Annotated in this window: 24 protein-coding genes; 16 read left to right on the top strand and 8 right to left on the bottom strand. The window is 37.0% G+C overall.

All coding sequences use genetic code 11. From position 1 onward, the window contains the following. Positions 1 to 10: 10 nt before the first annotated feature. The 12 genes from J4051_RS02455 (at position 11) to tsaB (ending at position 11,001) form a co-directional block, all read left to right on the top strand. A complete protein-coding gene (locus tag J4051_RS02455) occupies positions 11 to 403 on the top strand; it encodes a cytochrome C oxidase subunit IV family protein (RefSeq protein WP_208232164.1) in 393 nt (130 codons plus the stop codon). A 161-nt stretch (positions 404 to 564) separates the two neighbouring features. Continuing rightward, a complete protein-coding gene (locus tag J4051_RS02460) occupies positions 565 to 1,278 on the top strand; it encodes a hypothetical protein (protein ID WP_208232165.1) in 714 nt (237 codons plus the stop codon). Continuing rightward, positions 1,262 to 2,020, top strand: a complete 759-nt coding sequence (locus J4051_RS02465; RefSeq protein WP_208232166.1) for an SCO family protein — start codon at positions 1,262 to 1,264, stop codon at positions 2,018 to 2,020. The genes J4051_RS02460 and J4051_RS02465 overlap by 17 nt, the downstream gene beginning before the upstream one ends. Next, positions 2,020 to 2,565, top strand: a complete 546-nt coding sequence (locus J4051_RS02470; RefSeq protein ID WP_208232167.1) for a DUF420 domain-containing protein — start codon at positions 2,020 to 2,022, stop codon at positions 2,563 to 2,565. The genes J4051_RS02465 and J4051_RS02470 overlap by 1 nt, the downstream gene beginning before the upstream one ends. Position 2,566: 1 nt before the next feature. Continuing rightward, positions 2,567 to 2,788, top strand: coding sequence for a hypothetical protein (locus J4051_RS02475; RefSeq protein WP_208232168.1), 222 nt, complete (start codon positions 2,567 to 2,569; stop codon positions 2,786 to 2,788). Positions 2,789 to 2,919: 131 nt separating this feature from the next. Then, entirely contained in the window at positions 2,920 to 3,621 is a 702-nt protein-coding gene (locus J4051_RS02480; RefSeq protein ID WP_208232169.1) for an ABC transporter ATP-binding protein, read from the top strand. Next, positions 3,614 to 4,858 (top strand): ABC transporter permease, encoded by a 1,245-nt coding sequence (locus J4051_RS02485; protein WP_208232170.1) that lies wholly within the window; start codon positions 3,614 to 3,616, stop codon positions 4,856 to 4,858. The genes J4051_RS02480 and J4051_RS02485 overlap by 8 nt, the downstream gene beginning before the upstream one ends. Position 4,859: 1 nt before the next feature. After that, the gene (locus J4051_RS02490; protein ID WP_208232171.1) at positions 4,860 to 6,119 is read left to right on the top strand and encodes an ABC transporter permease; all 1,260 of its coding nucleotides are present in this window, start codon (positions 4,860 to 4,862) and stop codon (positions 6,117 to 6,119) included. 196 nt (positions 6,120 to 6,315) lie between these two features. Beyond that, a complete protein-coding gene (locus J4051_RS02495) occupies positions 6,316 to 7,479 on the top strand; it encodes an efflux RND transporter periplasmic adaptor subunit (RefSeq protein WP_208232172.1) in 1,164 nt (387 codons plus the stop codon). Between the two features lie 50 nt (positions 7,480 to 7,529). Continuing rightward, positions 7,530 to 8,972, top strand: coding sequence for a TolC family protein (locus tag J4051_RS02500; RefSeq protein ID WP_208232173.1), 1,443 nt, complete (start codon positions 7,530 to 7,532; stop codon positions 8,970 to 8,972). A 49-nt stretch (positions 8,973 to 9,021) separates the two neighbouring features. Beyond that, positions 9,022 to 10,317: an efflux RND transporter periplasmic adaptor subunit gene (locus J4051_RS02505; RefSeq protein ID WP_208232174.1), complete on the top strand. Its 1,296-nt coding sequence runs from the start codon at positions 9,022 to 9,024 to the stop codon at positions 10,315 to 10,317. 18 nt (positions 10,318 to 10,335) lie between these two features. Continuing rightward, complete coding sequence (gene tsaB, locus J4051_RS02510; protein ID WP_208232175.1) at positions 10,336 to 11,001, top strand: tRNA (adenosine(37)-N6)-threonylcarbamoyltransferase complex dimerization subunit type 1 TsaB; 666 nt, start codon at positions 10,336 to 10,338, stop codon at positions 10,999 to 11,001. Here the strand turns inward: tsaB and J4051_RS02515 are convergent. The 4 genes from J4051_RS02515 to J4051_RS02530 all read right to left on the bottom strand — a co-directional run bounded on the left by J4051_RS02515 (position 10,998) and on the right by J4051_RS02530 (position 13,466). Continuing rightward, the gene (locus J4051_RS02515; protein WP_208232176.1) at positions 10,998 to 11,819 is read right to left on the bottom strand and encodes a mechanosensitive ion channel family protein; all 822 of its coding nucleotides are present in this window, start codon (positions 11,817 to 11,819) and stop codon (positions 10,998 to 11,000) included. The genes tsaB and J4051_RS02515 overlap by 4 nt on opposite strands. Before the next feature lie 83 nt (positions 11,820 to 11,902). Then, positions 11,903 to 12,190: a DUF1304 domain-containing protein gene (locus J4051_RS02520; protein ID WP_317192689.1), complete on the bottom strand. Its 288-nt coding sequence runs from the start codon at positions 12,188 to 12,190 to the stop codon at positions 11,903 to 11,905. Between the two features lie 110 nt (positions 12,191 to 12,300). After that, positions 12,301 to 12,501 (bottom strand): dodecin family protein, encoded by a 201-nt coding sequence (locus J4051_RS02525; protein ID WP_208232177.1) that lies wholly within the window; start codon positions 12,499 to 12,501, stop codon positions 12,301 to 12,303. 62 nt (positions 12,502 to 12,563) lie between these two features. Then, positions 12,564 to 13,466 (bottom strand): NifU family protein, encoded by a 903-nt coding sequence (locus J4051_RS02530; protein WP_208232178.1) that lies wholly within the window; start codon positions 13,464 to 13,466, stop codon positions 12,564 to 12,566. 385 nt (positions 13,467 to 13,851) lie between these two features. Between J4051_RS02530 and J4051_RS02535 the strand changes: the two genes are divergently transcribed. Then, on the top strand, positions 13,852 to 14,862 hold the full coding sequence (locus tag J4051_RS02535) for a PorP/SprF family type IX secretion system membrane protein (protein WP_208232368.1): 1,011 nt from the start codon (positions 13,852 to 13,854) through the stop codon (positions 14,860 to 14,862). A gap of 423 nt (positions 14,863 to 15,285) precedes the next feature. Here J4051_RS02535 and J4051_RS02540 read toward each other — a convergent pair whose 3' ends face one another. Continuing rightward, entirely contained in the window at positions 15,286 to 16,452 is a 1,167-nt protein-coding gene (locus J4051_RS02540) for a vWA domain-containing protein (RefSeq protein ID WP_317192690.1), read from the bottom strand. 204 nt (positions 16,453 to 16,656) lie between these two features. On the opposite strand from J4051_RS02540, the gene J4051_RS02545 reads away from it, so the two are divergent. The 3 genes from J4051_RS02545 (at position 16,657) to J4051_RS02555 (ending at position 20,338) form a co-directional block, all read left to right on the top strand. Next, on the top strand, positions 16,657 to 18,816 hold the full coding sequence (locus J4051_RS02545; RefSeq protein WP_208232179.1) for a histidine kinase: 2,160 nt from the start codon (positions 16,657 to 16,659) through the stop codon (positions 18,814 to 18,816). Between the two features lie 115 nt (positions 18,817 to 18,931). Next, the gene (locus tag J4051_RS02550; RefSeq protein WP_208232180.1) at positions 18,932 to 19,666 is read left to right on the top strand and encodes a LytR/AlgR family response regulator transcription factor; all 735 of its coding nucleotides are present in this window, start codon (positions 18,932 to 18,934) and stop codon (positions 19,664 to 19,666) included. Between the two features lie 153 nt (positions 19,667 to 19,819). Beyond that, positions 19,820 to 20,338 (top strand): gamma carbonic anhydrase family protein, encoded by a 519-nt coding sequence (locus J4051_RS02555; protein ID WP_208232181.1) that lies wholly within the window; start codon positions 19,820 to 19,822, stop codon positions 20,336 to 20,338. Positions 20,339 to 20,417: 79 nt separating this feature from the next. On the opposite strand, the gene murI is transcribed toward J4051_RS02555, so the two are convergent. The 3 genes from murI to J4051_RS02570 all read right to left on the bottom strand — a co-directional run bounded on the left by murI (position 20,418) and on the right by J4051_RS02570 (position 22,840). After that, the gene (gene murI / locus J4051_RS02560) at positions 20,418 to 21,197 is read right to left on the bottom strand and encodes a glutamate racemase (protein ID WP_208232182.1); all 780 of its coding nucleotides are present in this window, start codon (positions 21,195 to 21,197) and stop codon (positions 20,418 to 20,420) included. 72 nt (positions 21,198 to 21,269) lie between these two features. Then, positions 21,270 to 21,779: an OmpH family outer membrane protein gene (locus tag J4051_RS02565; protein ID WP_208232183.1), complete on the bottom strand. Its 510-nt coding sequence runs from the start codon at positions 21,777 to 21,779 to the stop codon at positions 21,270 to 21,272. A 29-nt stretch (positions 21,780 to 21,808) separates the two neighbouring features. Next, positions 21,809 to 22,840 carry an OmpH family outer membrane protein gene (locus J4051_RS02570; protein ID WP_208232184.1) on the bottom strand — a complete coding sequence of 344 codons (1,032 nt, stop codon included), beginning with the start codon at positions 22,838 to 22,840 and terminating at the stop codon, positions 21,809 to 21,811. Positions 22,841 to 22,874 lie beyond the last annotated feature (34 nt).

Here is a 22,874-nt window from a genome sequence, read left to right on the forward strand (position 1 = left end):
TATTTCAAACATGGAAGCACACGCACAAGAACCGCATAAACTGGCAATATTTAGAGGCCTATTAAAGTTTAAGTCCAATAAACAAAAAATATGGGGCGTATTGATCTTTTTGGCCATAATTACTGCCATAGAAGTTCTTTTAGGAATTTATAAACCAGCAATGTTTAATGGCCAGGTTTTGGGCATGAAGGCACTTAACTGGATCTTTATTATTTTGACGATAGTTAAAGCGTACTATATTACTTGGGATTTCATGCACATGAGAGATGAAACTGCGAGTTTGAGACGTATGGTTGTATGGACGGCAGTCTTTTTGATTTCCTATTTAGTTTTTATTTTCTTACAAGAAGGAGGCTACGTTGCGAATGTCTTTTCAAAAGGTTTTGTAAAGACTGATTTTTAAAGTATGCCTTTCTGATAGAACAGGAGGATTTAAGTGTTAAACATAGATAAAAAGGCGGTTATATGAACCGTCTTTTTTATTTTTGCATTTGTGAAACTCAGCGTGCATTTATTGATTAAATATGCATGATGGAAGAGTCTTAATCGTGCAAATCATTTTAAATGAATAAAAAACTTGTTAAACGCTATTCAGTACTTATCATACTGTTTTTTCTACCCGTGGCGTTTCTTTTGATGCTCTACCCAGCAAAACATAATTATATTGCGCTAGATATTATAAAAGAGGATGTTGAGGATATTAATACCGTCACTGACTTTGAACTTCAAGACCACATCACGGTATTGGCTTTCTATGGAAAGTCACCTTTGGAGAGAGCCACAGCAGCATCAAATTTAAAACAATTGATCTATGACAAGTTCAAGGGGTTTAAGAAGTTCCAGATTGTTGCCGTTATGGCTCCAGAAGCAAAATCAGACCTTCCAGCGCTTAAGAAAGAAATAGAATCTCATGAAGATTTGAAATATTGGCACTTTGTCTTTTTAGAGGAAAATGAAATTCAGCGGATTTATGCCAGTTTAGAATCTGACTTACCTTTAGATAATAAACTTTCAACCTCAAGAGTGTTCATTATTGATGCAGAACTTAATCAACGCGGTCGCTTGGATGATAGAACGGATATGGAACGAGAGAGAAATGCTGTCATATATGATTTGACATCATACGATTGTGTGGAAGTCGCTATAATTAAGAATAAAATGAGTGAAGATATACGTGTGTTGTTTACTGAATATAGAGAAAAGCGTAAGGGTAATTTTGACTCTTCAACACGACGTGCTAACGAATTAAAAGGTATTAACAATGAGCAAGAAGACTAGTTATTCTTATGTAGGAGTGTCGTTTATCATACTTCTGTTTGGAATTTACTTTGTTCCAAAAATTATTGATCGGATCAGCAATGAAGATATTGTAAGAGATGAAAGTAGAAGTGAGGACATTAATCATAACCCAAAGAAAAGGCCCGGAACCCTTTCCGATTTACAATTTATAGAGATCAATGGGGTAAGAAAAAAGGTCCCTGAGTTCAGTTTTACAGATCAAAATGGAAACACCGTATCCAATGTGGATTATGAGGGTAAAGTGTATATTATTGAATTCTTTTTCACAACCTGCCCAAGTATATGTCCGAAAATGAACGCAAATATGGTGGACATCCAGAATGCTTTTCCAGATGAAAAGGATTTCGGGATTGCATCGTTTACAATAACTCCACATATTGATACTCCAGAGGTATTGAAGACATATGCGGAAAAAAATGGTGTAACAAGCCCAAACTGGCATATGATGACGGGCGATGTTGATGAAATCTACAAGTTGGCCAATGAAGGTTTCTATCTTTATACAGCCAAAGATGAGAGTGCAGATGGTGGGTTTGAACATTCAGGAAATTTTGCACTCATTGATAAAAATGGCTTTATCAGATCAAGGTCTGATGTTCAAGGCAGCCCGATCATTTATTACAACGGTATCATTTCGGAAGAGGAAAAAGTGGATGAAGAAGGTATGGAGCAGCAGATCACTTGGTTAAAACAGGATATTGCAAAGTTGTTAAAGGAATAATGGAAACGATCAATAGAGCAGCAGAGAAAAAATACAATAAATGGATTATCCTACTATCCATTGTAATCCCATTGATTGTAGGTGCGCTTTTTGGCGTCAACTTGCGGGATTTGGGTTTTGATGTAGAACCGCTTACGTTTTTGCCTCCAATTTATGCAACCATAAACGGACTGACTGCATTACTTTTAATTGTTGCTTTTTTGGCTATTAAAAACAAAAATATAACGCTCCATAAAACCTTGATGACCACTGCAATTGGTTGTTCAATCGTGTTTTTGTTGATGTACATAGCGTATCATATGACCAGTGACTCTACATCTTATGGAGGTGAGGGACTCATGAGATATGTCTACTTCACCATTCTCATTTCTCATATATTATTATCAATCATAATTATTCCTTTTGTGCTGATTACCTATGTTCGCGCCATCACGAATAATATTGAGCGCCATAAGCAAATAGCGCGTATTACGTTTCCAATATGGTTATATGTTGCCCTATCTGGAGTGATTGTTTATATTATGATTTCACCTTATTATGTCTAAAATGAAAGTTCGAGTCTTTATTATTCTGTTTTCACTGTTCACCTTTTTTACCACAAATGCGCAATGTGCGATGTGCCGCGCAGTTTTAGAAAGTGAAGATGGACAATCTACTGCAAAAGGTGTCAATGATGGTATCGTTTACTTAATGGTCATCCCTTATGTACTAGTCGCTGGAATGGGATTAGTGATGTACACAAAGTTCTATAAAAAGAAAAAAGTGTAAAAAGTGTTTTTTTCTGTAACAATTCATTCTCTCTTCAGTCTTATTATTACATATTCAAGATAAGTCTTAACAATTTGTTAATATAATTCGTGCCTTGTTTTATGTAACATTGCAGAAGCAACCGCCTTAATATGATACAAATAAAAGATTTACATAAATCCTACCACATGGGTGCGAATTCACTTCATGTGCTAAAAGGGATTAATTTTGACGTCAAAGAGGGCGAACTAGTATCAATAATGGGATCTTCAGGTTCAGGTAAATCGACGCTTTTGAATATTTTGGGTATGTTGGATGAAGCTGATGAAGGGTCATATACGCTTGATAATGTTCCGATTAAAAATCTCAATGAGAAAATAGCCGCCAACTACAGAAATAAATTTTTAGGTTTCATATTTCAATCCTTCAATCTCATCAATTATAAGTCGGCTTTAGATAATGTTGCGCTGCCATTGTATTACCAGGGTGTCAACCGCAAAGAGCGTGTTGAAAAAGCAATGTACTATCTCGATAAAGTAGGATTGGCACCCTGGTCTCATCACTTACCCAACGAATTATCTGGTGGACAAAAGCAACGTGTGGCCATTGCGAGAGCTTTGGCAAGTGATCCAAAAGTATTGCTCGCCGATGAGCCTACAGGAGCTTTGGATACTAAAACTTCACATGAGGTCATGGAGCTTATTCAAGGTATTAATGACGACGGAAAAACCATTTTGATAGTCACACATGAGCATGACATCGCACGAATGACCAAACGTATTGTCAATTTGAAAGATGGCGTCATCATTGATGATAATTTCGTGGAACAAATAAGAGCTACTCAGTATGTTTAATATTGAACGTTGGCAGGAAATTTTTGAAAGTTTAAGTAAAAATAAGCTCCGCACGTTCTTAACTGGTTTATCTGTTGCATCTGGTATCTTTATTTTAGTTATTCTTTTAGGCTTCAGTTCTGGAATTCAGAATGGAGTCACCTCCCAATTTGAAAGAGATGCTGCCAATAGTATTTCGGTGTGGACCGGCGTTACCACCAAAGAGTACAAGGGATTGAATCCAGGTCGTCGTATTCAGCTTAAAAATCAAGATTTCAATGACATTGTTGAAAAATACGATGATCACTTAGAATATAAATCGCCATTTTATACCATTTGGGGCGGCTTGGTCAATTATAAAAATGAATCTGGCAATTATAGAATCCAAGGGGTGCTGCCAGACAACCAATTCATTGAAAATGCAGACATCAGCCAAGGCCGATTTTTAAATCATTCTGATGTTATGGGCGCAAAAAAGGTGGCCGTCATCGGAAATAAAGTAAGTCAAGATTTATTTAAAGGTGAAGATCCAATTAATAAGGATATTTCCCTTTATGGAATTAACTTTAAAGTGATTGGTGTTTTTTATGATCCAGGAGGGGAACGGGATGAAAGTAAAGTGATGATGCCCATCACCACGGCACAAAAAGCATTCAACGGAGGCAATGATATCCGAAATATGACCTATACCGTAAAGATGTCCAAGAATTTTGATGACGCTGTGAAGCTTTCGGAACAAGTGTCACTGGGAATAGAAAATGACCTCAAGCAAACACATATTATTGCTCCCGATGACATCAGCGCTATTAATGTCAACAACACCTTGGAGGAAGCAAGAAAGATCTATTCGTTGGTCGATACTATAAAAGCCGTGTTTTGGTTTGTGGGTATCGGTACCATCATTGCCGGGATAGTTGGTGTGGGCAATATTATGCTTATTATTGTTAAGGAACGGACCAAGGAAATTGGTATCCGTAAAGCTTTGGGTGCTGTGCCTATGTCTATCGTGGCAATGATTCTACAGGAATCTATTTTTGTAACCATGTTCTCTGGACTCTTCGGGTTGATTGCCGGTCTTGGACTTCTTGAAATTGTTGGACCACTCATAGAAAGCGACTTTATAAAATATCCGCAGGTAGATTTTAATACCGCATTGACCACAGTTTTTGTGTTGGTGTTTGCAGGTGCTATTGCCGGATTTATTCCGGCTTATCGTGCCGCCAAAATTAAACCTATTGTAGCACTAAGAGACGAATAGTATGTTTAGCAGAGACCGTTGGGACGAAATATTGGAGGCTTTAAACGCGAATAAGTTCAGAACATTGTTGACTGCATTTGGTGTGTTTTGGGGCATCACCATTTTGGTGCTCTTATTGGCATTGACCAACGGGCTCAAAAATGGGGTGACCGCAGACTTTGGGAATTTTGCTACCAACTCCATGTTTATATGGACACAGCAAACTTCAAAACCTTATAAAGGCTTGCCTAAGGGACGGCGTTTCAATTTTAAGTTGGACGATGTAGCAAGTTTGAAAAACGATTTCCCACAACTTAAATATGTATCACCTCGAAATCAATTGGGAGGTTATAGTGGTGCCAATAATGTCATTAGAGGTACGAAAACCGGAGCCTTTCAAGTCAATGGTGATTATCCCGAATTTATAAAACAACAGCCCATGGATATTATCCAAGGTCGTTTTGTGAGCTATTCTGATATCAATGCCAAGAGAAAGGTTTGTGTGATTGGAACCGGTGTAGTAAAGGGTATGTACGATAAGGGAGAGAGAGCTTTGGGGACGTATATAAAGATCAACGGCGTCAATTTTATGGTGATCGGAACCTTTAAAGTAAGCAATAGCCAAGGCGATAAAGAGGAAGATGCCAATACCATTTTTGTGCCTTTTACCGCGTTCGGACAAGCCTTCAATTTTGCTGATAATGTAGGATGGTTGGCCGTAACCGCACATGATAATACAAATATCACATCACTCAAACCACAAATAATAGAAAGTTTGAAAAGCCGACGTAAAGTACATCCTGAAGATGATCGCGCCATTGGTAATTTTGACCTTGCTGAAGCCTTTGGCCGTGTCAATGGCTTGTTTTCCATTTTAAGCTTTGTCGGTTATTTTGTAGGTGCTCTCGTCTTAATGTCTGGGATAATAGGGATCAGTAATATTATGCTCATTGTAGTAAAAGAACGAACCAAAGAAATTGGGGTCAGAAGGGCTTTGGGAGCTTCTCCTTGGACCATCAAATCACAAATTTTACAAGAAAGTTTAATCCTTACCATTTTATCAGGAATGGTGGGAATTTCCTTTGCGGCCGCTGTTATTTGGGGGCTCAATTACGCCTTGGATATGAATGGCCCTGTTGAGAATTTTGCGAACCCGAGTGTGAGTATGTCGGTGGTTTTTATTGCACTCTTTATACTTGTAGTGTCAGGATTACTGGCAGGATTGATTCCTGCTAATAGTGCCACCAAAATGAAACCAGTTGACGCCTTAAGAATAGAATAAATATAAAAGTAATCATCAAATGAACCACCTCCGTAGGATTAGAGTCTTTATTCCAAATCATTTTGAGGTGCACCATTTGACAACTAAAAAATAATAAAAACGATCAAATGAACCACCTTTGCAAGATTAGAATGCTAATTTCAAATTATCATTGAGGTGCACCATTTGACCACTAAAAAATAATAAAAACGATCAAATGAAAAGAACAAAAACCGTCATTATTTTAGGACTTATCGTTGCAGTATTTGCAATTGCATTAGTTTATCTGTGGAGAAAAAATCAGGAAGATCCTGTGACCTATACCACTGACACTCCTGTTGAACAAACTATTGTTGTGAAAACGGTAGCTACGGGAAATATCGTGCCTAAAGATGAAGTGCTTATTAAATCGAATATTTCAGGGGTGATCGAAGAAGTGTTTATTGAGGCTGGTGAGTATGTGAAAGCGGGTGATTTGATTGCTCAAATTCGAGTGATTCCTAATGTATCATCGTTAACGAGTGCTAAGAACAATATTTCTTCAAGTCAAACAGCATTGCAAACGGCTAAAATCAATTTGCAGACCCAACAAACAAATTATGATCGTCAAAAAGCATTGTTTGACAAAGGTGTCATCTCAGCCAACGATTTTGAAGGGATCAAAAACACGTATTTACAAACAAAACAAAGTGTGGAACAGGCTGAAATCAACCTGAATTCTTCACGTCAAAATTATGATATTGTCAAAACGGGCACTACCAGTGGACTAGGTAACATTGCACAGACCCAAGTGAGAGCGACTGTTTCCGGGATGGTATTGGATGTACCGGTAAAAGAAGGGAACCAGGTTATTGAAGCCAATAATTTTAATGAAGGCACCTCGATTGCTTCTTTGGCGGATGTTAAAAAAATGATCTTTGAAGGTAAAGTTGATGAAAGTGAAGTTGGAAAAATTAAAGAAGGTCTGCCACTTGAAATCACCGTTGGTGCCATTGAGGACAAAAAGTTTGATGCGGTTTTGGATTATATCGCTCCAAAAGGGGTTGTTGAAAATGGAGCCATTCAATTTGAGATTAAAGGCACCTTAAAATCTATTGATTCAACATTTATTAGAGCTGGCCTAAGTGCAAATGCATCCATAATTTTGGAAAGAGCGGAAAATGTTTTGGCTATTAATGAAGCTTTGGTACAATTTGATCCACAAACACAAAAGCCTTTTGTTGAAGTAATGGTAGGCGATCAAAAATTTGAACGTAGAGATCTTGAATTGGGCATCAGTGATGGCATCTTTGTTCAAGTTAAAAGTGGTATTAATAAATCAGATAAAATAAAGGTTTGGAATCAAGTTCAAGGTATTCCAGATTATGCTAAAAAGAAATAATCTCTTTTTGGTGTAACACTTTAATTAATCCATAGACTTATATTTTAATTATGAAAAAATCAATTCTTATAGTTCTTGTCCTAATTGGCGTAAGTTCTCAGGCACAAGTTAAAAAATGGACACTCAAGGAATGTGTTGCCCATGCTTTGGAAAACAATATCTCAGTAAAACAAAGTCTTTTGGACTTAGAACTGACGGATATCGAAAATTTGCAGGCTATTGGTAATTTTATGCCACAAGTCAGTATGAGTGCAAACGTTTCAGAAAACACTGGTTTAGGTTTTAATCCATTGACCAACAATGCCCAGACCACCACGTTTTTATCGGCCTCAGGAAGAGTGAACGTTGGCTATACATTGTTTGACGGACTTAGGAATTTCAAAGAGTTACAGCGCGCCAAAATATCCAAAATGGCAGCGCAGTTCCGATTGACCAAAATGGAAGATGATATTTCTTTGTTTGTTGCCAACAATTATTTGCAGGTCATCCTCAATAAGGCCAATCTTTCGGTTTTGACCTCACAAAATACAATTACTAAAGACCAATTAAAAAGAACACAAGAATTGGTTGAAGCAGGTGTTTTGCCGGAAGGTGACATACTTGAAATCAGAGCCAATGACGCCAGTGAAAGACAGGCTATTGTGAATGCCGAAAATGCTGTTCAGGTGTCGTTGATCAGTTTGGCGCAACTTTTATTGATTAAAGATTATCAAAATTTTGATATCGAAGATGAAGGATATGACATCGTAGATGAAGGTATCTCCAAGAAAAGCGTTTACGAAGTTGTTGAAAATGCAAAAGAAAATAGGGCCGAAATAAAAATAGCCGAACAAAATGTAGCCCTGGCTGAGAAGGATGTACAAATTGCTAAGAGCGCTTATTATCCAACGCTGTCAGCTTTTTTTGGATATGATACCAGATACTCTAGTACCTCCTCTTTTATTCAAAGTGTCGATCCTAACAATCCTGTAATTGTTAGAGAAATAGGTGTTGTTGAGGGTACAGGACAATCTGTTGTTGGGGAATTCCCAAACACCATCAACCAAGAGGTTGGAGCTGATCCATTTTTTGATCAATTGTCACAAAATGATGGTATTTCTTATGGTCTATCTCTAAACATCCCTATCCTTAATGGATTTTCTGTTAAAAGCAATGTCAAGAGAAATCAGATCAATTTAGAACGCAGTAAAAACCAATTGGAACAGGCTCAATTAGATTTGGAATCTACCGTCTACCAAGCTTATGTTGATGCTAAAGGAGCATTTAAATCTTATGAAGCTGCCGAGTCTGCTTTAGAATCGCAAGAATTAGCTTATAATTACGCAAAAGAACGCTATGATGTAGGTTTTACCAATGCTTTTGAGTTTAGCCAATCAAAAGTGAAATTTGATAATGCCCAAATTGAGCTCAATCGCGCTAAATATGACTATATTTTCAAATTAAAGGTACTTGAGCTATATTTTGGAATTCCTGCGATGGAATTGAAATTTTAATTACAGTTGATCTATCAGTAGATTGAACACAACCAATAAACTAACCATTATGAGCAAAAAAACAACAATAATCTTAATATCCGCAGTGGTACTTCTAATCTTGGTATTGATTGTAGGGAAAAAAGCCGGTTGGTTTGGTAACACAGGCAATTTTAAAGAGGTTGAAACTCAAGAAGTGACTCTAATGAATATTGTGGAGAAAGTTTCTGCAACGGGTAAAATTCAACCAGAGATTGAAGTAAAAATATCCAGTGAAGTATCGGGAGAGATTATAGATCTTCCCTTTAAGGAAGGTCAGCAAGTCAATAAAGGCGACTTGTTAGTAAGAGTCAATCCTGACCTTATTCAATCTGCGGTAAACAGAAGTCAAGCAACGTATCAGAATATAAAGGCTGGTTTAGAGCAAGCAGAAGCTTCCCTAAGAGAAGCTAAGTTAAGCTATGATCGGAACAAACAGCTTTTCGAAAAAGGTATTATCTCAAAATCAGAATGGGACAAGGCTGTTTCTGCCTACGAAATTGCCCAGGCAAGTCAACAATCTGCATATTATAATGTTCAGAGCGCGAGTGCGTCAGTAAGTGAGGCTCGAGATAATTTGAACAGAACCACCATTTATGCACCCATGACCGGTACCATATCGAAATTGGATGTTGAATTGGGAGAACGCGTAGTGGGAACTCAACAAATGGCAGGAACTGAAATTTTAAGGGTGGCCAATTTGAACAATATGGAAGTTGAAATTGATGTCAATGAAAATGATATTGTTAAAGTTCAAATAGGAGATTCTACGATTGTTGAAGTAGATGCTTATCTAAAAAAGGAATTCAAAGGGGTTGTTACTGCTATAGCCAATTCAGCTGCTGGCGCGCTTACGGCAGATCAAGTCACAAATTTCAAGGTAAAAGTTAGAATAATTGAAGAGTCTTATCAAGACTTGATGGAAGGTAAAGGGGAACACTTTTCTCCATTCCGACCTGGAATGACTGCAACCGTTGATATTATCACCAAGCAGCGAAAAGGTGTGGTAAGTGTTCCAATCAGTGCCATTGTTATTAAAACAGACACTTCTTCCGTTAAAAAGCCATATACAAAGGCAGGGAATGATAGCGAAGTCGGTCCTCAAAGAGTTGGAGGTGAAGAAAAATTTGAATGTGTCTTTGTCAAAAATAATGATGAAGCAAAATTAAGAGTTGTGACCACAGGAATTCAGGATGATTCTAACATTGAGATTCTAACTGGTTTAAAGGAAGGTGATGTCATTATCACTGGACCTTATAATGTCGTCTCCAAAACACTAAATCCTGGGGATAAGATAGAAGTAAAAGGTAAAGAAGGAAAGAAATAGCTCTTAAAGGGATTAAAAGTGTCATATATACTAAACATTGAAACCGCCACAACCAATTGTTCCGTCTCTCTTTCTAAAGAAGGAGAGGTTTTGGCTTTAAAAGAGGATTATAATTCTAATTATTCTCACGCAGAATCCTTGCATCTATTTATTGATGCAGTCTTTAAGGAGGCCAATTTGAAGCCTCAGGATGTGGATGCCATTGCGGTGAGCAAAGGTCCTGGTTCTTATACAGGTTTGCGTATTGGAGTCTCAACGGCGAAGGGTTTGTGTTTTTCTTTGGATAAGCCTTTGATTTCTATAGATACTTTAGAGGCTTTGTCACATCAGGTACAAATTGATTCAGGAAGTATTGTGCCCATGCTTGATGCCCGTAGAATGGAAGTTTATGCAGCGGTCTATGATTCGCAGTACAAACAGCTGAGAGCTATACAGGCTCAGATTTTAGACGAAGATAGCTTTAAAGCATACTTAGATCAAGCCAAGGTCTACTTCATCGGAAATGGCGTTGAAAAGACCAAGGAAATCATCACACATCCCAACGCAATCTTTATTCAAAACAAGCTTCCTTCTGCAAATGAAATGGGAAAATTGGCTTACGATAAATATAAAATAGGCGACATTGAAAATGTCGCCTATTTTGAGCCTTTTTATTTAAAGGATTTTATCGGAACTAAACCTTAAGATTCTTTGATTAAATGGACGTCACGCTGTGGATAAGGTATCTCTATTCCAGCAGCTTCCAAGCGTATTTTACCTTCTTCAAGAAATTTCCAGTGTAAACCCCAAAAATCTTCATTTTTAGCCCAGAAGCGTAAGGAAAGATTAACAGAGCTATCTGCCAATTCTGTTACTACCATCATTGGTTGTTTGCCTTCATCCTGCAATACTTCTGGTTGTTCATTCACCAACTTTAAAATGATGTCTCTTGTCAGTTTTATATCGCTGTCATAACCGATACCGTAAGTGATGGCATCTCTTCGTATGCCTTCAGATGAGTAATTGATGATATTATCGTTAGATAATTTTCCATTTGGTAATATCGCAAGTTGATTTCCAAAGGTGGTCAATTGTGTATTGAATATTGAAATTTCCTTTACAGTGCCTTCTACACCTTGTGCACCTATAAAATCGCCAATCTTAAATGGTTTCATGATCAAAATCAACACCCCACCGGCAAAATTGGCCAGAGAACCCTGTAAAGCCAAACCAAGAGCTAACCCTGCCGCGGCTAAAATTGCTGCAAAAGAAGTGGTTTCTATCCCAACTGTGCCTAAAACCACGACAATTAGAACGACTTTCAGAGTCCAGCTTATAAGATTCAATAGAAATTTTTGAAGGCTTATTTCGTAATTGCCTTTTTTCATGCCTTTTTCAACGCCTTTCAAAAGTAGCTTTATGACCCATGATCCAATGATCCATATTAAAATGGCTCCTAAAACTTTTGGTCCAAAGTTAATTATCAGCTCATAGCCTTTGTCAATCCAATGTTGCACTTCCATATTATATTATATTATTTTATGTTTTTATCGTTAAGCTGCGAAGTTAAAAATTCTCAAAGGGAAAACACAATGGAATAGGTCTTTTATGAAAACATTAAAGAAGTTAATGCAATCAGTGCAGGTACTGATTGAATATAGAACAGTTTAATTTTTTTAGTAGAATAGGCGCCATAAATACCGGCAATAATAACGCATCCCAAAAAGAAGAGTGTGAAAGAAGAGGTGTTCAAGATCCCTGAAAGCACCAAGCCTGCAGCCAGAAAACCATTATATAGACCTTGATTGGCAGCCAATACCTTTGTGTCTTCAGCAAAGGCCTTAGATTTTAACCCAAAACTTTTGATGCCTTTAGTTGTTGTCCATAAAAACATTTATAGAATAAGGAAATAAAAATGTTCAACAGCAACAAAGCTAATGAGAACTATAGTTAAGAGACTCATAGATAAAAAAAATAGCGCTTAAAAAAGCGCTATTGAATAGTTTAGTTGACTTCAAATGTTATTTTTAAGTTGACCCGATACTGTGCCAACTCATTATTTTTAACGGTGACGCTCTGGTCTTTAACATACACAGATTTAATGTTCTTGATTGTTTTGGAAGCGTGGGTTACTCCATTTTTTGTAGCGTCTTCCCAGCTTTTATCTGAGCTTGATAATATTTCAATAACTTTTAATACTGCCATTTTTATAGTTTTTAGATTAATAATTTACTTGTATTCTTAAAGATAAGAATAATAAATTAAAATTAACCATTTATCGCTTCTACTGTTAAGTCCTTGTCCTTGAGCATTTCTTTAAGCATCGTCTCAATGCCATTTTTTAAAGTATAGGTGGAAGAAGGGCAACCACTACATGCACCTTGTAAAATAACGTTTACTTGTTTTGTTGCAGGATCATAAGATTTAAACTCAATATTTCCACCATCGCTGGCAACAGCGGGTTTCACATATTCATCAAGAATTGTTATAATTTCTTTTGAGATGTCATCATATTCTTCAAACTTGGCTCCAACTTGACTTTCGGTTTTTTTAAGGGCTTTCGGGGCATCTGCTAAAATAATCTCCTTGCCGCTTTCTATATATTGTCTGATAAACTCTCTCAATTCCGAAGTAATTTCACTCCAATCTGCAGTATCATATTTAGTGACAGAGATGAAATTCTCATCAAAAAACACACTTTTTACAAAAGGCAAATGGAATAATTCTGTAGCTAAAGGAGAATACTTGGCATCCTCAATAGAAACAAATTCATACGACGTTGCCACTAATTGTCTATTGGCAACAAATTTCAGTGCCGCTGGATTTGGAGTGCTCTCTGCATAAACTGATACAGGGCTTTTCTTTTTGACAGTCTCCTCGGTTACTACTGAATTGCCATCATTGATATATTGCTCGATCTGTTGTGCAACTTCTTCTTGAACATCTTCCCATTCCACTATGTCATACCGTTCTAAAGCAATAAAATTGCCAGAGATATACACTTTTTTTATAAACGGAAGATAAAATAACTGTTGCGCTAAAGGAGAATTTGTGGCTTCATCAATATTACTAAATTCAAAGCTTTCATGATTGGTCAAAAACTTATCAGCCTCAAATTTTACGATAGTAGGATTGCTGGTTTTTTGTATGGAAATAGTTGTCGTTTGCATAGGTTCATTGCTTTATGCAAAAATAAGGAATCTAAAGGGTAAACCCGCCTTTTTGAGAATGATATTAGCCCTTGTGGTGATGATGAATTGAATGTCCTGAGCAATTGAATATGGGAGCCATAAGTTCGTGAGAAATATATGACGTGTATCGGGTACTGAACTGTCAGAAATATTTATTTAATTAGGATATGTTATCCTACTTAATTTGGAGTAGATAGGAAATCAAGTGCAAAAATTTATATATTTGACGCTTATAGTAAGCTGCTCGAGTAAATCGACACGATTAACCTGTGTTGTTGCCAACAGTAGTATTGGTTTTTTGTCGACGATCTACGGAGACAAGCACAGATTTAAAGTCGATTTTGTCTTGAAAGGAATAATGAATATGAAGTTTAAAAAGTTTTGTTTACTAATCTTTGTAGTATTAATAGCGCAGTTCAGTAAAGCACAAGAAGGATTACCTATATATTCAGATTATTTAACCGATAATTACTACTTGATTCACCCATCCATGGCAGGTGTTGCAAATTGCGCCAAGATAAGATTAACAGCACGTAAGCAATGGTTTGGTCAGGATAATGCTCCTGCATTGCAGACCATGAGTATTCACAGCCGTATTGGAGAATCCCAATCTGCGGTAGGTGCCATTGTATACAATGACAAAAATGGCTACCATTCTCAAACGGGAGCTTATCTTACCTACGCACACCACCTGATGTTTTCTCGTAATGAAATTGATTTGAATATGCTCTCCTTCGGCTTGAGCGCTGGAGCTATTCAATATAAATTAGATGAAACTACATTTTTAGATGAGGGTTTTGACCCTTTGATTTCTGGGATCGAGCAAAGTGCTACGAACTTCAATATCGATTTTGGATTCTCATATCACTTCATAAATTTTTATGCTCATGCTACGGTTAAAAACGTATTGAATAACGATGGGATCAATTCCAACGCCAATGGCATCTTCAAATACGATAATTTAAGAACCTTGTTGTTCAGCGCCGGAAATGTTTTTACAAAAATTGGCAGCGACTGGAGTTATGAGCCATCCATAATGTTTTTATATAGAGATGGTACAAAAGAAGCCTCTATAGATGTTAATGGAAAGGTCTATAAAGATATGGACTTCGGGAAATTATGGGGAGGTATTTCATATAGAAGAAGTTTAGATGGTGCTGAATTTGCAAATGGAACTGGAGTAAGCAGCCAGAAATTACAATATTTCACACCTTTTTTGGGTGTTGATTATAAAAACTTTGTCTTTGCCTATACGTACTCCTATCAAGCAAATTCTGTGGTTTTCAATAATGGTGGATTTCATCAATTGACGCTCGGTTATAATTTTAATTGTAGAAAGAAGAAGTATGATTGTGCATGTCCAGCGGTTAATTGAGTCGGCAGTCAGCAATCTTCAGTATGCAGTCCTAGTCTCAGTTTTCAGTAGTCGGTCTTTTTACTTTTTAATTTCTTTGTGAAACTTCGTGCTTCTTTGTGGAATAACTTTTTATTTCCGTTTACCGTTTTCCGTTATCCGTTATCCTCAGTCTTGGTTTTCAGTTGACAGTCTAATTTTTTTGTGAAAACTTCGTGCTTCTTTGTGCGCCATTATGGAATAGCTATTTTCCTCATCCCTCATCCCTCATCCCTCATCCCTCAATTTTCAGTCTTCAGTCTCGGTTTTCAGGTGACGGTCTTTATTTAACATATTGATTTCTTTGTGAAACTTCGTGCTACTTTGTGAACCCATGTGGAATAGCTTTTTTATTTTCGTAAATCGTATATCGTAAATCCCATCAAGCATCATCAGATTGTAAGTTTATTTATCCCAAGAATAATTTTTCTTTTTTGCCTGTGTTTTGATGGCTTTTATCATGGCGTTTTCCAATCCGTTGTCATCTTCTTTTTGTTGTTGAAGGATGTAAACCCTACGTTTTTCATTTAAGTTTTGAACTTCTTGTTGAATTTTTTCTCGCTCTTCACTCTTTTTGGCCACATAGGTTTTAATTTGCGCTGTAGACTTTCCTTTAAGTTCAGTCGGCAAATCCTTGTCTTTTAAATCTTCATACTTAAAGGATTTGTTCTTCTCAGCGTCCACCAAATCCCAAGTGTCATTTTTATATAAATGCGAACTTTTACTTACCGTTCTGCTTACCGCATTGGCACTACTATAAGCTTCGGCATTGGCATCCTGTTCTGATTGCAAGGTCATTTTTTGACGGCCTGCACTGCCATAGGCCACATAGGTTTGATTTAGCTTTTGGTTCAATTGTAATATTTTATCATCGTAAGGGGAAGCAACATAAGTCGTGTTGTGATTTTGATTGATGGCCATATAATCGCCATTCGCTAAATCAGCACCATTTTTCCAGTAACTGGAAATACCTTGGTTATAATCACCACAAAAAATAGTATTGATCGTGACATCTTTACCAACGGCCAATTTAGCCGCATCTTGATAGCTGACTTTACCTTGTGTGAAAGGCTCGTTTCCTGCAATAAAAATGAGTTTGAGATCATCTTGGTTGTTTCCCCAATTTAACTGTTTTAAAGAGGTTTGAATGACTTGTCCGCAGTATTCATTGCCGCCGTTGGTGGTTAATGAAAACAGTTGATTGGAAATCTCATCCAAGTCCCTGCTGAACGGTAGTACCTGACGGATAAAACCCTCATCGCCATTAAGGTTGTCGTTGCCATATTCATAAATTGCAATTTGTAGATTTGGTTTGGCATCATCACATTGGGCATAGGAAAGTTCATTGACGATTTCCCAAAGTTGCGCTTTGGCCTGATCGATCAAGCCGTCCATACTGTTGCTTGTATCTAACAGTAATGCTACTTTTATAAATTGCTTGTTTGGAATATTGGTCTGTGTTTCTGCAAGAGCCAAGTCAGAAGTAGTTGGTTTTTTTGAGTTGGCGTTACAAGCTATAAATCCGAATAGACATAAGCTTAAGGCTGTTATTTTTAGAATCGTTTTCATCATATTATTTATTTTTATTCGATGCCGTAAATCTAGTTGTAAGTTTTCAGTATAAAAAAATAGAATGAGCGAGGAGGCTATATCAATTAGTGAAGCGATATCTCGAATTAGCGAACTGGTGTTTATTGGGTCAGAAGGACCGAAAGTTGAAAATATGCGTTTTAATTAGTCAGATAAAACGCCTATTTTTATTCTGTTAAAAAATATATGCGAAAGATCCTTAAATATTTGCTGATCATTATTTTGTGTTTTACAACTCAATACATTGGTGCGCAAGAAAGCGAAAACAAACAAGCTAAATTTATTGTAAGAGGCTCAGTTAGAGAAAGTGACACCTATAAGCCTATTTCAAAAGTCAATATTGAAGTCAATGGCGGCGCATACACAGTCACGGGCAGTGATGGCGAATTTAGAATTCAAGTTAAAAAAGGTGATGAACTGGCCATTAGACATAAAGATTTTGAAACCGTTTATTATACCATTACGAGTAATGAACGCATTTCTGTTGAAGTAAAACCAACACTTCGGGAGTCAACATCAGATTCAAAATATAAACGAAGCTTGCAGAATTTTAATGCACTTATTGACTCTGCTTTGGTCTATCAGAAGAAAGATGCCGAAAAAAGCATTCAATTTATCACAGAGGCTTTGTTGCAAAGTACGTCTTCAAAAGAAAATGCAGATGCCTATGAAGTTTTAGGAGATGTATATGTGCATTGGAAACAGTATGACTTAGCTGTGTCCAATTACCGCATAAGTCTCCAAAATTCGGATTCGAATGAAGTTGATCTGAAGTTGGCAGCAGCATACAGAAACAATAAGAGTTATCAAGAAAGCATTGCCCTATACAAAAGCATAAATACTTCCAGTTTATCCAATTGGCAACTGACCATACTTTATGAGGGACTTGGTGATACTTATGTGGCTATAAAGGCATATGATAAGGCCATTGTAAACTACAAAAAAGGACTCATTGTTGCGCAAGAACATCTCATCAATCCAAAAATCACGGATCTTAACTCAAAAATTGCGCAGACCTATAATATTTCAGGAAAGACAAATCAAGCACAAGACTATTTTAAAAATTCGCTGAGTTTAGCTTCTAAAGAGAACAAAGCGCGATCCGTTAAAGAAAAAGTGACGGTTGCTGATTTTCAAAACACCAATAGACTGTACAGCGATGAAATTGAATTGCGGAAGGAAGCCCTAAAGGATATAGAAGAAATTGAGAAGGAATCCGTTATGGATAATGAAAGTCCGCTGACGTCACAAAAACAGAACTATAAGATTGGAAGCGCCTATTTTGCTAAAAAGGACTATGAAAATGCCATTCCCTATTTGGAGAAAAGCATCAGGGAAGCCAATAAAAAGGAGGATTTAATCGTAGAAAAGGATGCCACTCGCAAACTGTCTGATGTGTACTATGATGCAGGTGATTATAAGATGGCTTTGGCTACCTATAAAGCATACACAGAAGTTGTGGATGAGCTTTACATCAAAAAAGAACAGGAACTATCTCAAGCTGCACGTTTTAACCGAAATATTACAGAAAAGCAAAATCGCATTACTACTTTAGAAAGTGATAACAAACTGTCCGAAAGCCTCTTTCAGCTCACGACAGAGCGCAATAAACGCCAGGAATTGATTATATATTCACTTGTGGGTGGTGTTTTGCTCTTATTGGTCACCGCATATTTTATGTACAAATACATCAAACAACAACGTCTCGCGAATAATTTGCTGGCGTTGAAATCATTAAGAAGCCAGATGAATCCGCATTTTATTTTTAATGCGTTGAATTCGGTCAATAGCTTTATTGCTTCTAATGATGAACGCACCGCCAATAAATACTTATCTGATTTTTCGCAATTGATGCGTGCCGTTTTAGAGAATAGCGATGAAGATTTTATTCCATTAAATAAGGAGATAGAGCTCTTGGAACTTTATACAAAATTGGAACATTTTCGTTTTAAGGATAAGTTTGATTATTCCATTACCGTAGATGAATCCATTAATATTGATGAATACCAGATTCCGCCAATGCTGTTGCAACCTTATGTTGAAAATGCGGTATGGCATGGATTGCGCTACAAATTAGAAAAGGGGCATTTGGATATTGACATCTGTAAAAAGAGCAACACTGAAATTACGATTACCATTACTGATGACGGGATTGGAAGACAGCAATCAAAAGCATTAAAAACTGAAAACCAGAAGAAACAAAACTCAAAAGGCATGGGGAATATCAAAAAACGTGTTGCCATTCTGAATGAAATGTATAAAGATAAAGTCGATGTTTTTGTGGATGATTTCCAAGATGCAGAAGATGTAGGGACGAAAGTAGTGGTGACCCTAAAAAAGGATTAAATAGGCCTGAAGTTCGAAGTCTATTGTGAATATGAATTAAATAATAAAGTATAGAAACGCAAGTTGAGAAATGTTTTCCTTCTAACTTCGTGCTTCCAACTTCCAACTCATTTTTATGAAATTAAACTCAATCATTGTAGAAGACGAACAGACCAGCAGAGAGATTCTAAAGAATTACCTCAAAAAATATTGCCCCAATGTTGCCGTCTTAGGAGAGGCTGCCAATGTTGATGAGGCTTTGGTCCTTATAAGAAATCATGATTTGGATTTGGTTTTTTTGGACGTTGAAATGCCCTATGGCAATGCTTTTGATCTGTTGGACAAGGTAGGCGACATCAATTTTGAAACTGTTTTTGTAACGGCTTACAACCATTATGCGATGGATGCCTTAAATGCTCATGCATCATATTATTTGATGAAACCTATTTCCATTGATGAATTGATAAAGGCTGTAGATTATGTCACGGAGATCAGAACTAAAGAAGATGCCTTGCAAGATCAGGTATTGGTCACAAAAACTAATAATGTTGATGGCAAAATTACCATTCCAACGCAAGACGGATTTGAGGTTTTGAATACTGCGGACATTCTCTATTGCAAAGCCGATGACAATTACACTGAAATTTATTTGAATACCAATAAGAAAAAGCTCGTCAGTAAAACCTTGAAATATTTTGAAGATGCCTTAACCGAATCTGGTTTTGCAAGGGTGCACAAATCCTATTTGGTGAACGTCAACGAGATTGTAAAATATATAAAAGGAAAGGGCGGGAGTGTTGAACTGAGCAGTGGCAAGCAGATTATGGTGTCCGCTTCCAGGAAATCGGAATTATTGTCTTATTTTAAGTGAAAAATTCCTGCGAAGGCAGGAATCTCCCTTTTAAACGTTTTCTTTTTGATTGTTTTTAAATCTTTACAGAAAAATACATTTATCAACGAATAACATTAACTTAAAGGAAATCTCAGTTATATTTCTGAGATTCCTTTTTTCAAAGGAATTCATATGCCAATCATAAAATCAGTGAACGGGAAACATCCTCAAATAGCAGCCGACTGTTATATCGCAGAAAATGCCACGATCGTAGGCGAAGTTACCATAGGAACACAATGTAGTGTCTGGTTCAATGCCGTCATAAGGGGGGATGTCCATTATATTAAGATCGGGAACAAGGTCAATATCCAAGATGGTGCGATCATCCATGCCACCTATCAGAAATCACCCACCACTATTGGCAACAACGTGTCCATTGGCCATAATGCCATTGTCCACGGTTGCACCATTCACGATAATGTCTTGATTGGTATGGGAAGCATTGTTATGGATGACTGCATTGTAGAAAGCAATAGCATTATTGCCGCAGGAGCTGTGGTCACGAAAAATACCCGAGTGGAATCTGGTAGTATTTACGCCGGTGTTCCAGCAAAAAAAGTTAAAGATATTAGTGCGGAATTAATCGCAGGTGAAATCCATCGGATTGCTGAAAACTATGTGACGTATTCGAGTTGGTTTAAGCAAGAATAAAGAACAAAGAACAAAGAATCAAGAGTCAGGATGGTGACTTAATATAGAATGTTCAATCTTATCAACAATCATTGGATTTCTAAAACTGCAAATGTTGAACTCTGTATTTTCTCTCTAAAATATCCGTTAAAACCTCAATAGTCCCGTTGGTATAAAATTGATTATCTCCGTGTGTAGATGTTGTATTCAAAATATAATATTGTTCCAATACGGCTTTGGTCTGTCGTGCAACAGCTTGACCTGAATCGATTATTTTTACATGATTGGGCATCATATCCAATAATAACGGGATTAGGTAAGGGTAATGTGTACAACCTAAAACCAAATAGTCAATATCTGCTTCGAGCATGGGTTGGAGATAGGTTTGCAACAAGATTTTCATTTCTTCGCTGTTTGTTTTACCTTCTTCTATAAGTGTCACAATACCTTCACCAACTTGTTCAATCACTTTGATGCCGTGACCGTAAAGATCTGTTGTTTTGTGAAATAATTCGCTGCTGAGCGTTCCTTTGGTAGCCAAAATACCAATGGCCTTTGTTTGTGTGCTTAAAGCGGCAGGTTTAATGGCTGGCTCAATGCCTATAAAAGGAATATCATAGGATGCTCTTAAAGTTGTGATGGCGTTGGTCGTAGCCGTGTTACAGGCCACAACAATGAGCTTACAATTTTTTTTAATCAGCAACTCCGTATTCTTGATACTCAAATCAATAATCTCTTGTTTAGTCTTATTGCCATAAGGGGCGTTAAAACTATCGGCCAGGTAAATGGTATGCTCGTGAGGGAGTAGGGCCTTTATTTCCTTAAATATGGAAGTCCCACCAATACCCGAGTCAAAGATGCCAATTGGTTGTATGCTCATAGTACAAAAATAGGAAAGCCACTTGTTAAAAGTGGCTTTCCATATAAATTTTTGTTTTGATCTAAAATAGGTTTAGAATCCTAAATCTTTCTTGACGTCTGCTGTAAGGTCTTTTCCTTCAGCTAAGATCACACCAGAACCTGGTGATGAATCCAATACATATTGAAAACCTTGAGCTTTTGCAACTTTCTGGATGGATGCTTCAGCTTTGTCAGTAATAGGCTTTAACAAGTCAAATTCTTTCTTTTGAAGATCTTGTTGTGCTGTATTTTGGAACTCACGAATGCTCTGTTGCATGCCTTGTACTTCTTGAGAACGCTTAGCATTTTCTTCGTCAGTCTTACTTTCAACTTCAGCCTGATACTGCTTCATCTTATTTTGAAGTTCAGTGGCCATTGCCTGAATTTCAGTCTCATAAGTTTTTTGTAGTTTTTCTAATTCTGCTTGAGCACTTTTCATTGCTGGCATTGCTTTAATAAGCTCTTGCGTGTTGATATGAGCAATTTTACTTTGGGCATTAGTGAAGCTCGTTGCTCCAATAAAAAGTAGTCCTGCAAATAAAAGGGTCTTAAAATGTTTCATTTTTAAAATAGTATTACGTGTTATAATTATTAATTGTTTGAATTATTGTTTTCTGGAACGGAATCCTTCGATTTTTTCTTGGCCTCACGTTCTTCTTTCGCTTTTCTGCGTTCTTCTAATATCTTATTTCTGCGTTCGTCAAGTTCTTTTTGTCGTGCTTCACGATCAGCAGCTTGTTGTTGGCTCTTTTCCTCGGCTATTTGTGTTGGCGTTTTCTTTGTACTTTCCCCAACCGTTTTGTTCTTTTCTTCAGTCTTTACTGATGTACTGTCTTGCGGATTGTTTTTACTTTCTCTTTCAGCTTTTGCTTTTGCTCTGTCTTCCAATATTTTTTGGCGTCTTGCATCGACATCTGCTTTTATAGAGTCCCTTGTTGCTTGCTGTTCAGCTCGTCTTGCTTCAATCGCTTTTACACGTTCGTCTCTTTTATCCTCCTGAGCTTGTTCCCTTGCATCCAACTCTTTATTGATTACTGGCACAACTTCTTCCTCTGCTGCTGCTCTTCGTTCTGATTTGGTTTGTGCTTGTGTACGTTTTGAAGACCTGGTGATACTTCTCAGTACTAATTCACTAAGGTCAAAACGTTCAGCAGAATATAACATAACGACGTCAGCTGATTTGTCAAAAATAAAATCATATTCTCTGCTTCCTGCAATCTCTTGTACCGCTGCAAGAATTTGATCTTGGATGGGCTGGATCAGCTGTGTCTTTTGAATCATCAAATCACCATTGGGTCCGAAACGCTTTTGTTGGTAGTCTAAAATCTCTTTTTCTTCGAAGCTGATATCTTCAAAACGTTCTTCATACAATTCCTTGGTTAAAAGCACACGCTCATTGTTAAGCTGTGATTTTTTTTGATCTAAGGCGGCTAAACGTTGTTCTACATCAGATTTCCATTGAAGCACTTTAGCATCCAACTGTGCTGTAGCATCTTGATATTCTGGAACATTTTGTAAAATATATTCAGTGTCTATATATCCAATTCTCACACCACGTTGTGCATTTGAAGTAAAGCTCAAAAGACTTAAGACGGTCACTAAAAAAAGAACTTTGTGTTTCATCTGTTTATATTTTATCATTTATTGGTCACGCTAT

The sequence above is a fragment of the Gelidibacter pelagius genome, from assembly GCF_017581925.1.
In the GTDB taxonomy this organism is placed as follows: Bacteria; Bacteroidota; Bacteroidia; order Flavobacteriales; family Flavobacteriaceae; genus Gelidibacter; species Gelidibacter pelagius.

Bases quoted from the DNA above. Each gene is read 5' to 3' on its own strand.
- J4051_RS02470 (WP_208232167.1), top strand. From the start codon at position 2,020: ATGGAAACGATCAATAGAGCAGCAGAGAAAAAATACAATAAATGGATT.
- J4051_RS02545 (WP_208232179.1), top strand. From the start codon at position 16,657: ATGCGAAAGATCCTTAAATATTTGCTGATCATTATTTTGTGTTTTACA.
- J4051_RS02515 (WP_208232176.1), bottom strand. From the start codon at position 11,819: ATGGAAGTGCAACATTGGATTGACAAAGGCTATGAGCTGATAATTAAC.
- J4051_RS02475 (WP_208232168.1), top strand. From the start codon at position 2,567: ATGAAAGTTCGAGTCTTTATTATTCTGTTTTCACTGTTCACCTTTTTT.
- J4051_RS02530 (WP_208232178.1), bottom strand. From the start codon at position 13,466: ATGCAAACGACAACTATTTCCATACAAAAAACCAGCAATCCTACTATC.
- J4051_RS02495 (WP_208232172.1), top strand. From the start codon at position 6,316: ATGAAAAGAACAAAAACCGTCATTATTTTAGGACTTATCGTTGCAGTA.
- J4051_RS02465 (WP_208232166.1), top strand. From the start codon at position 1,262: ATGAGCAAGAAGACTAGTTATTCTTATGTAGGAGTGTCGTTTATCATA.
- J4051_RS02555 (WP_208232181.1), top strand. From the start codon at position 19,820: ATGCCAATCATAAAATCAGTGAACGGGAAACATCCTCAAATAGCAGCC.
- J4051_RS02550 (WP_208232180.1), top strand. From the start codon at position 18,932: ATGAAATTAAACTCAATCATTGTAGAAGACGAACAGACCAGCAGAGAG.
- J4051_RS02460 (WP_208232165.1), top strand. From the start codon at position 565: ATGAATAAAAAACTTGTTAAACGCTATTCAGTACTTATCATACTGTTT.
- J4051_RS02480 (WP_208232169.1), top strand. From the start codon at position 2,920: ATGATACAAATAAAAGATTTACATAAATCCTACCACATGGGTGCGAAT.
- J4051_RS02535 (WP_208232368.1), top strand. From the start codon at position 13,852: ATGAAGTTTAAAAAGTTTTGTTTACTAATCTTTGTAGTATTAATAGCG.
- J4051_RS02570 (WP_208232184.1), bottom strand. From the start codon at position 22,840: ATGAAACACAAAGTTCTTTTTTTAGTGACCGTCTTAAGTCTTTTGAGC.
- murI (WP_208232182.1), bottom strand. From the start codon at position 21,197: ATGAGCATACAACCAATTGGCATCTTTGACTCGGGTATTGGTGGGACT.
- J4051_RS02505 (WP_208232174.1), top strand. From the start codon at position 9,022: ATGAGCAAAAAAACAACAATAATCTTAATATCCGCAGTGGTACTTCTA.
- J4051_RS02520 (WP_317192689.1), bottom strand. From the start codon at position 12,190: ATGTTTTTATGGACAACAACTAAAGGCATCAAAAGTTTTGGGTTAAAA.
- J4051_RS02525 (WP_208232177.1), bottom strand. From the start codon at position 12,501: ATGGCAGTATTAAAAGTTATTGAAATATTATCAAGCTCAGATAAAAGC.
- J4051_RS02500 (WP_208232173.1), top strand. From the start codon at position 7,530: ATGAAAAAATCAATTCTTATAGTTCTTGTCCTAATTGGCGTAAGTTCT.
- J4051_RS02565 (WP_208232183.1), bottom strand. From the start codon at position 21,779: ATGAAACATTTTAAGACCCTTTTATTTGCAGGACTACTTTTTATTGGA.
- J4051_RS02540 (WP_317192690.1), bottom strand. From the start codon at position 16,452: ATGATGAAAACGATTCTAAAAATAACAGCCTTAAGCTTATGTCTATTC.
- J4051_RS02485 (WP_208232170.1), top strand. From the start codon at position 3,614: ATGTTTAATATTGAACGTTGGCAGGAAATTTTTGAAAGTTTAAGTAAA.
- J4051_RS02455 (WP_208232164.1), top strand. From the start codon at position 11: ATGGAAGCACACGCACAAGAACCGCATAAACTGGCAATATTTAGAGGC.
- J4051_RS02490 (WP_208232171.1), top strand. From the start codon at position 4,860: ATGTTTAGCAGAGACCGTTGGGACGAAATATTGGAGGCTTTAAACGCG.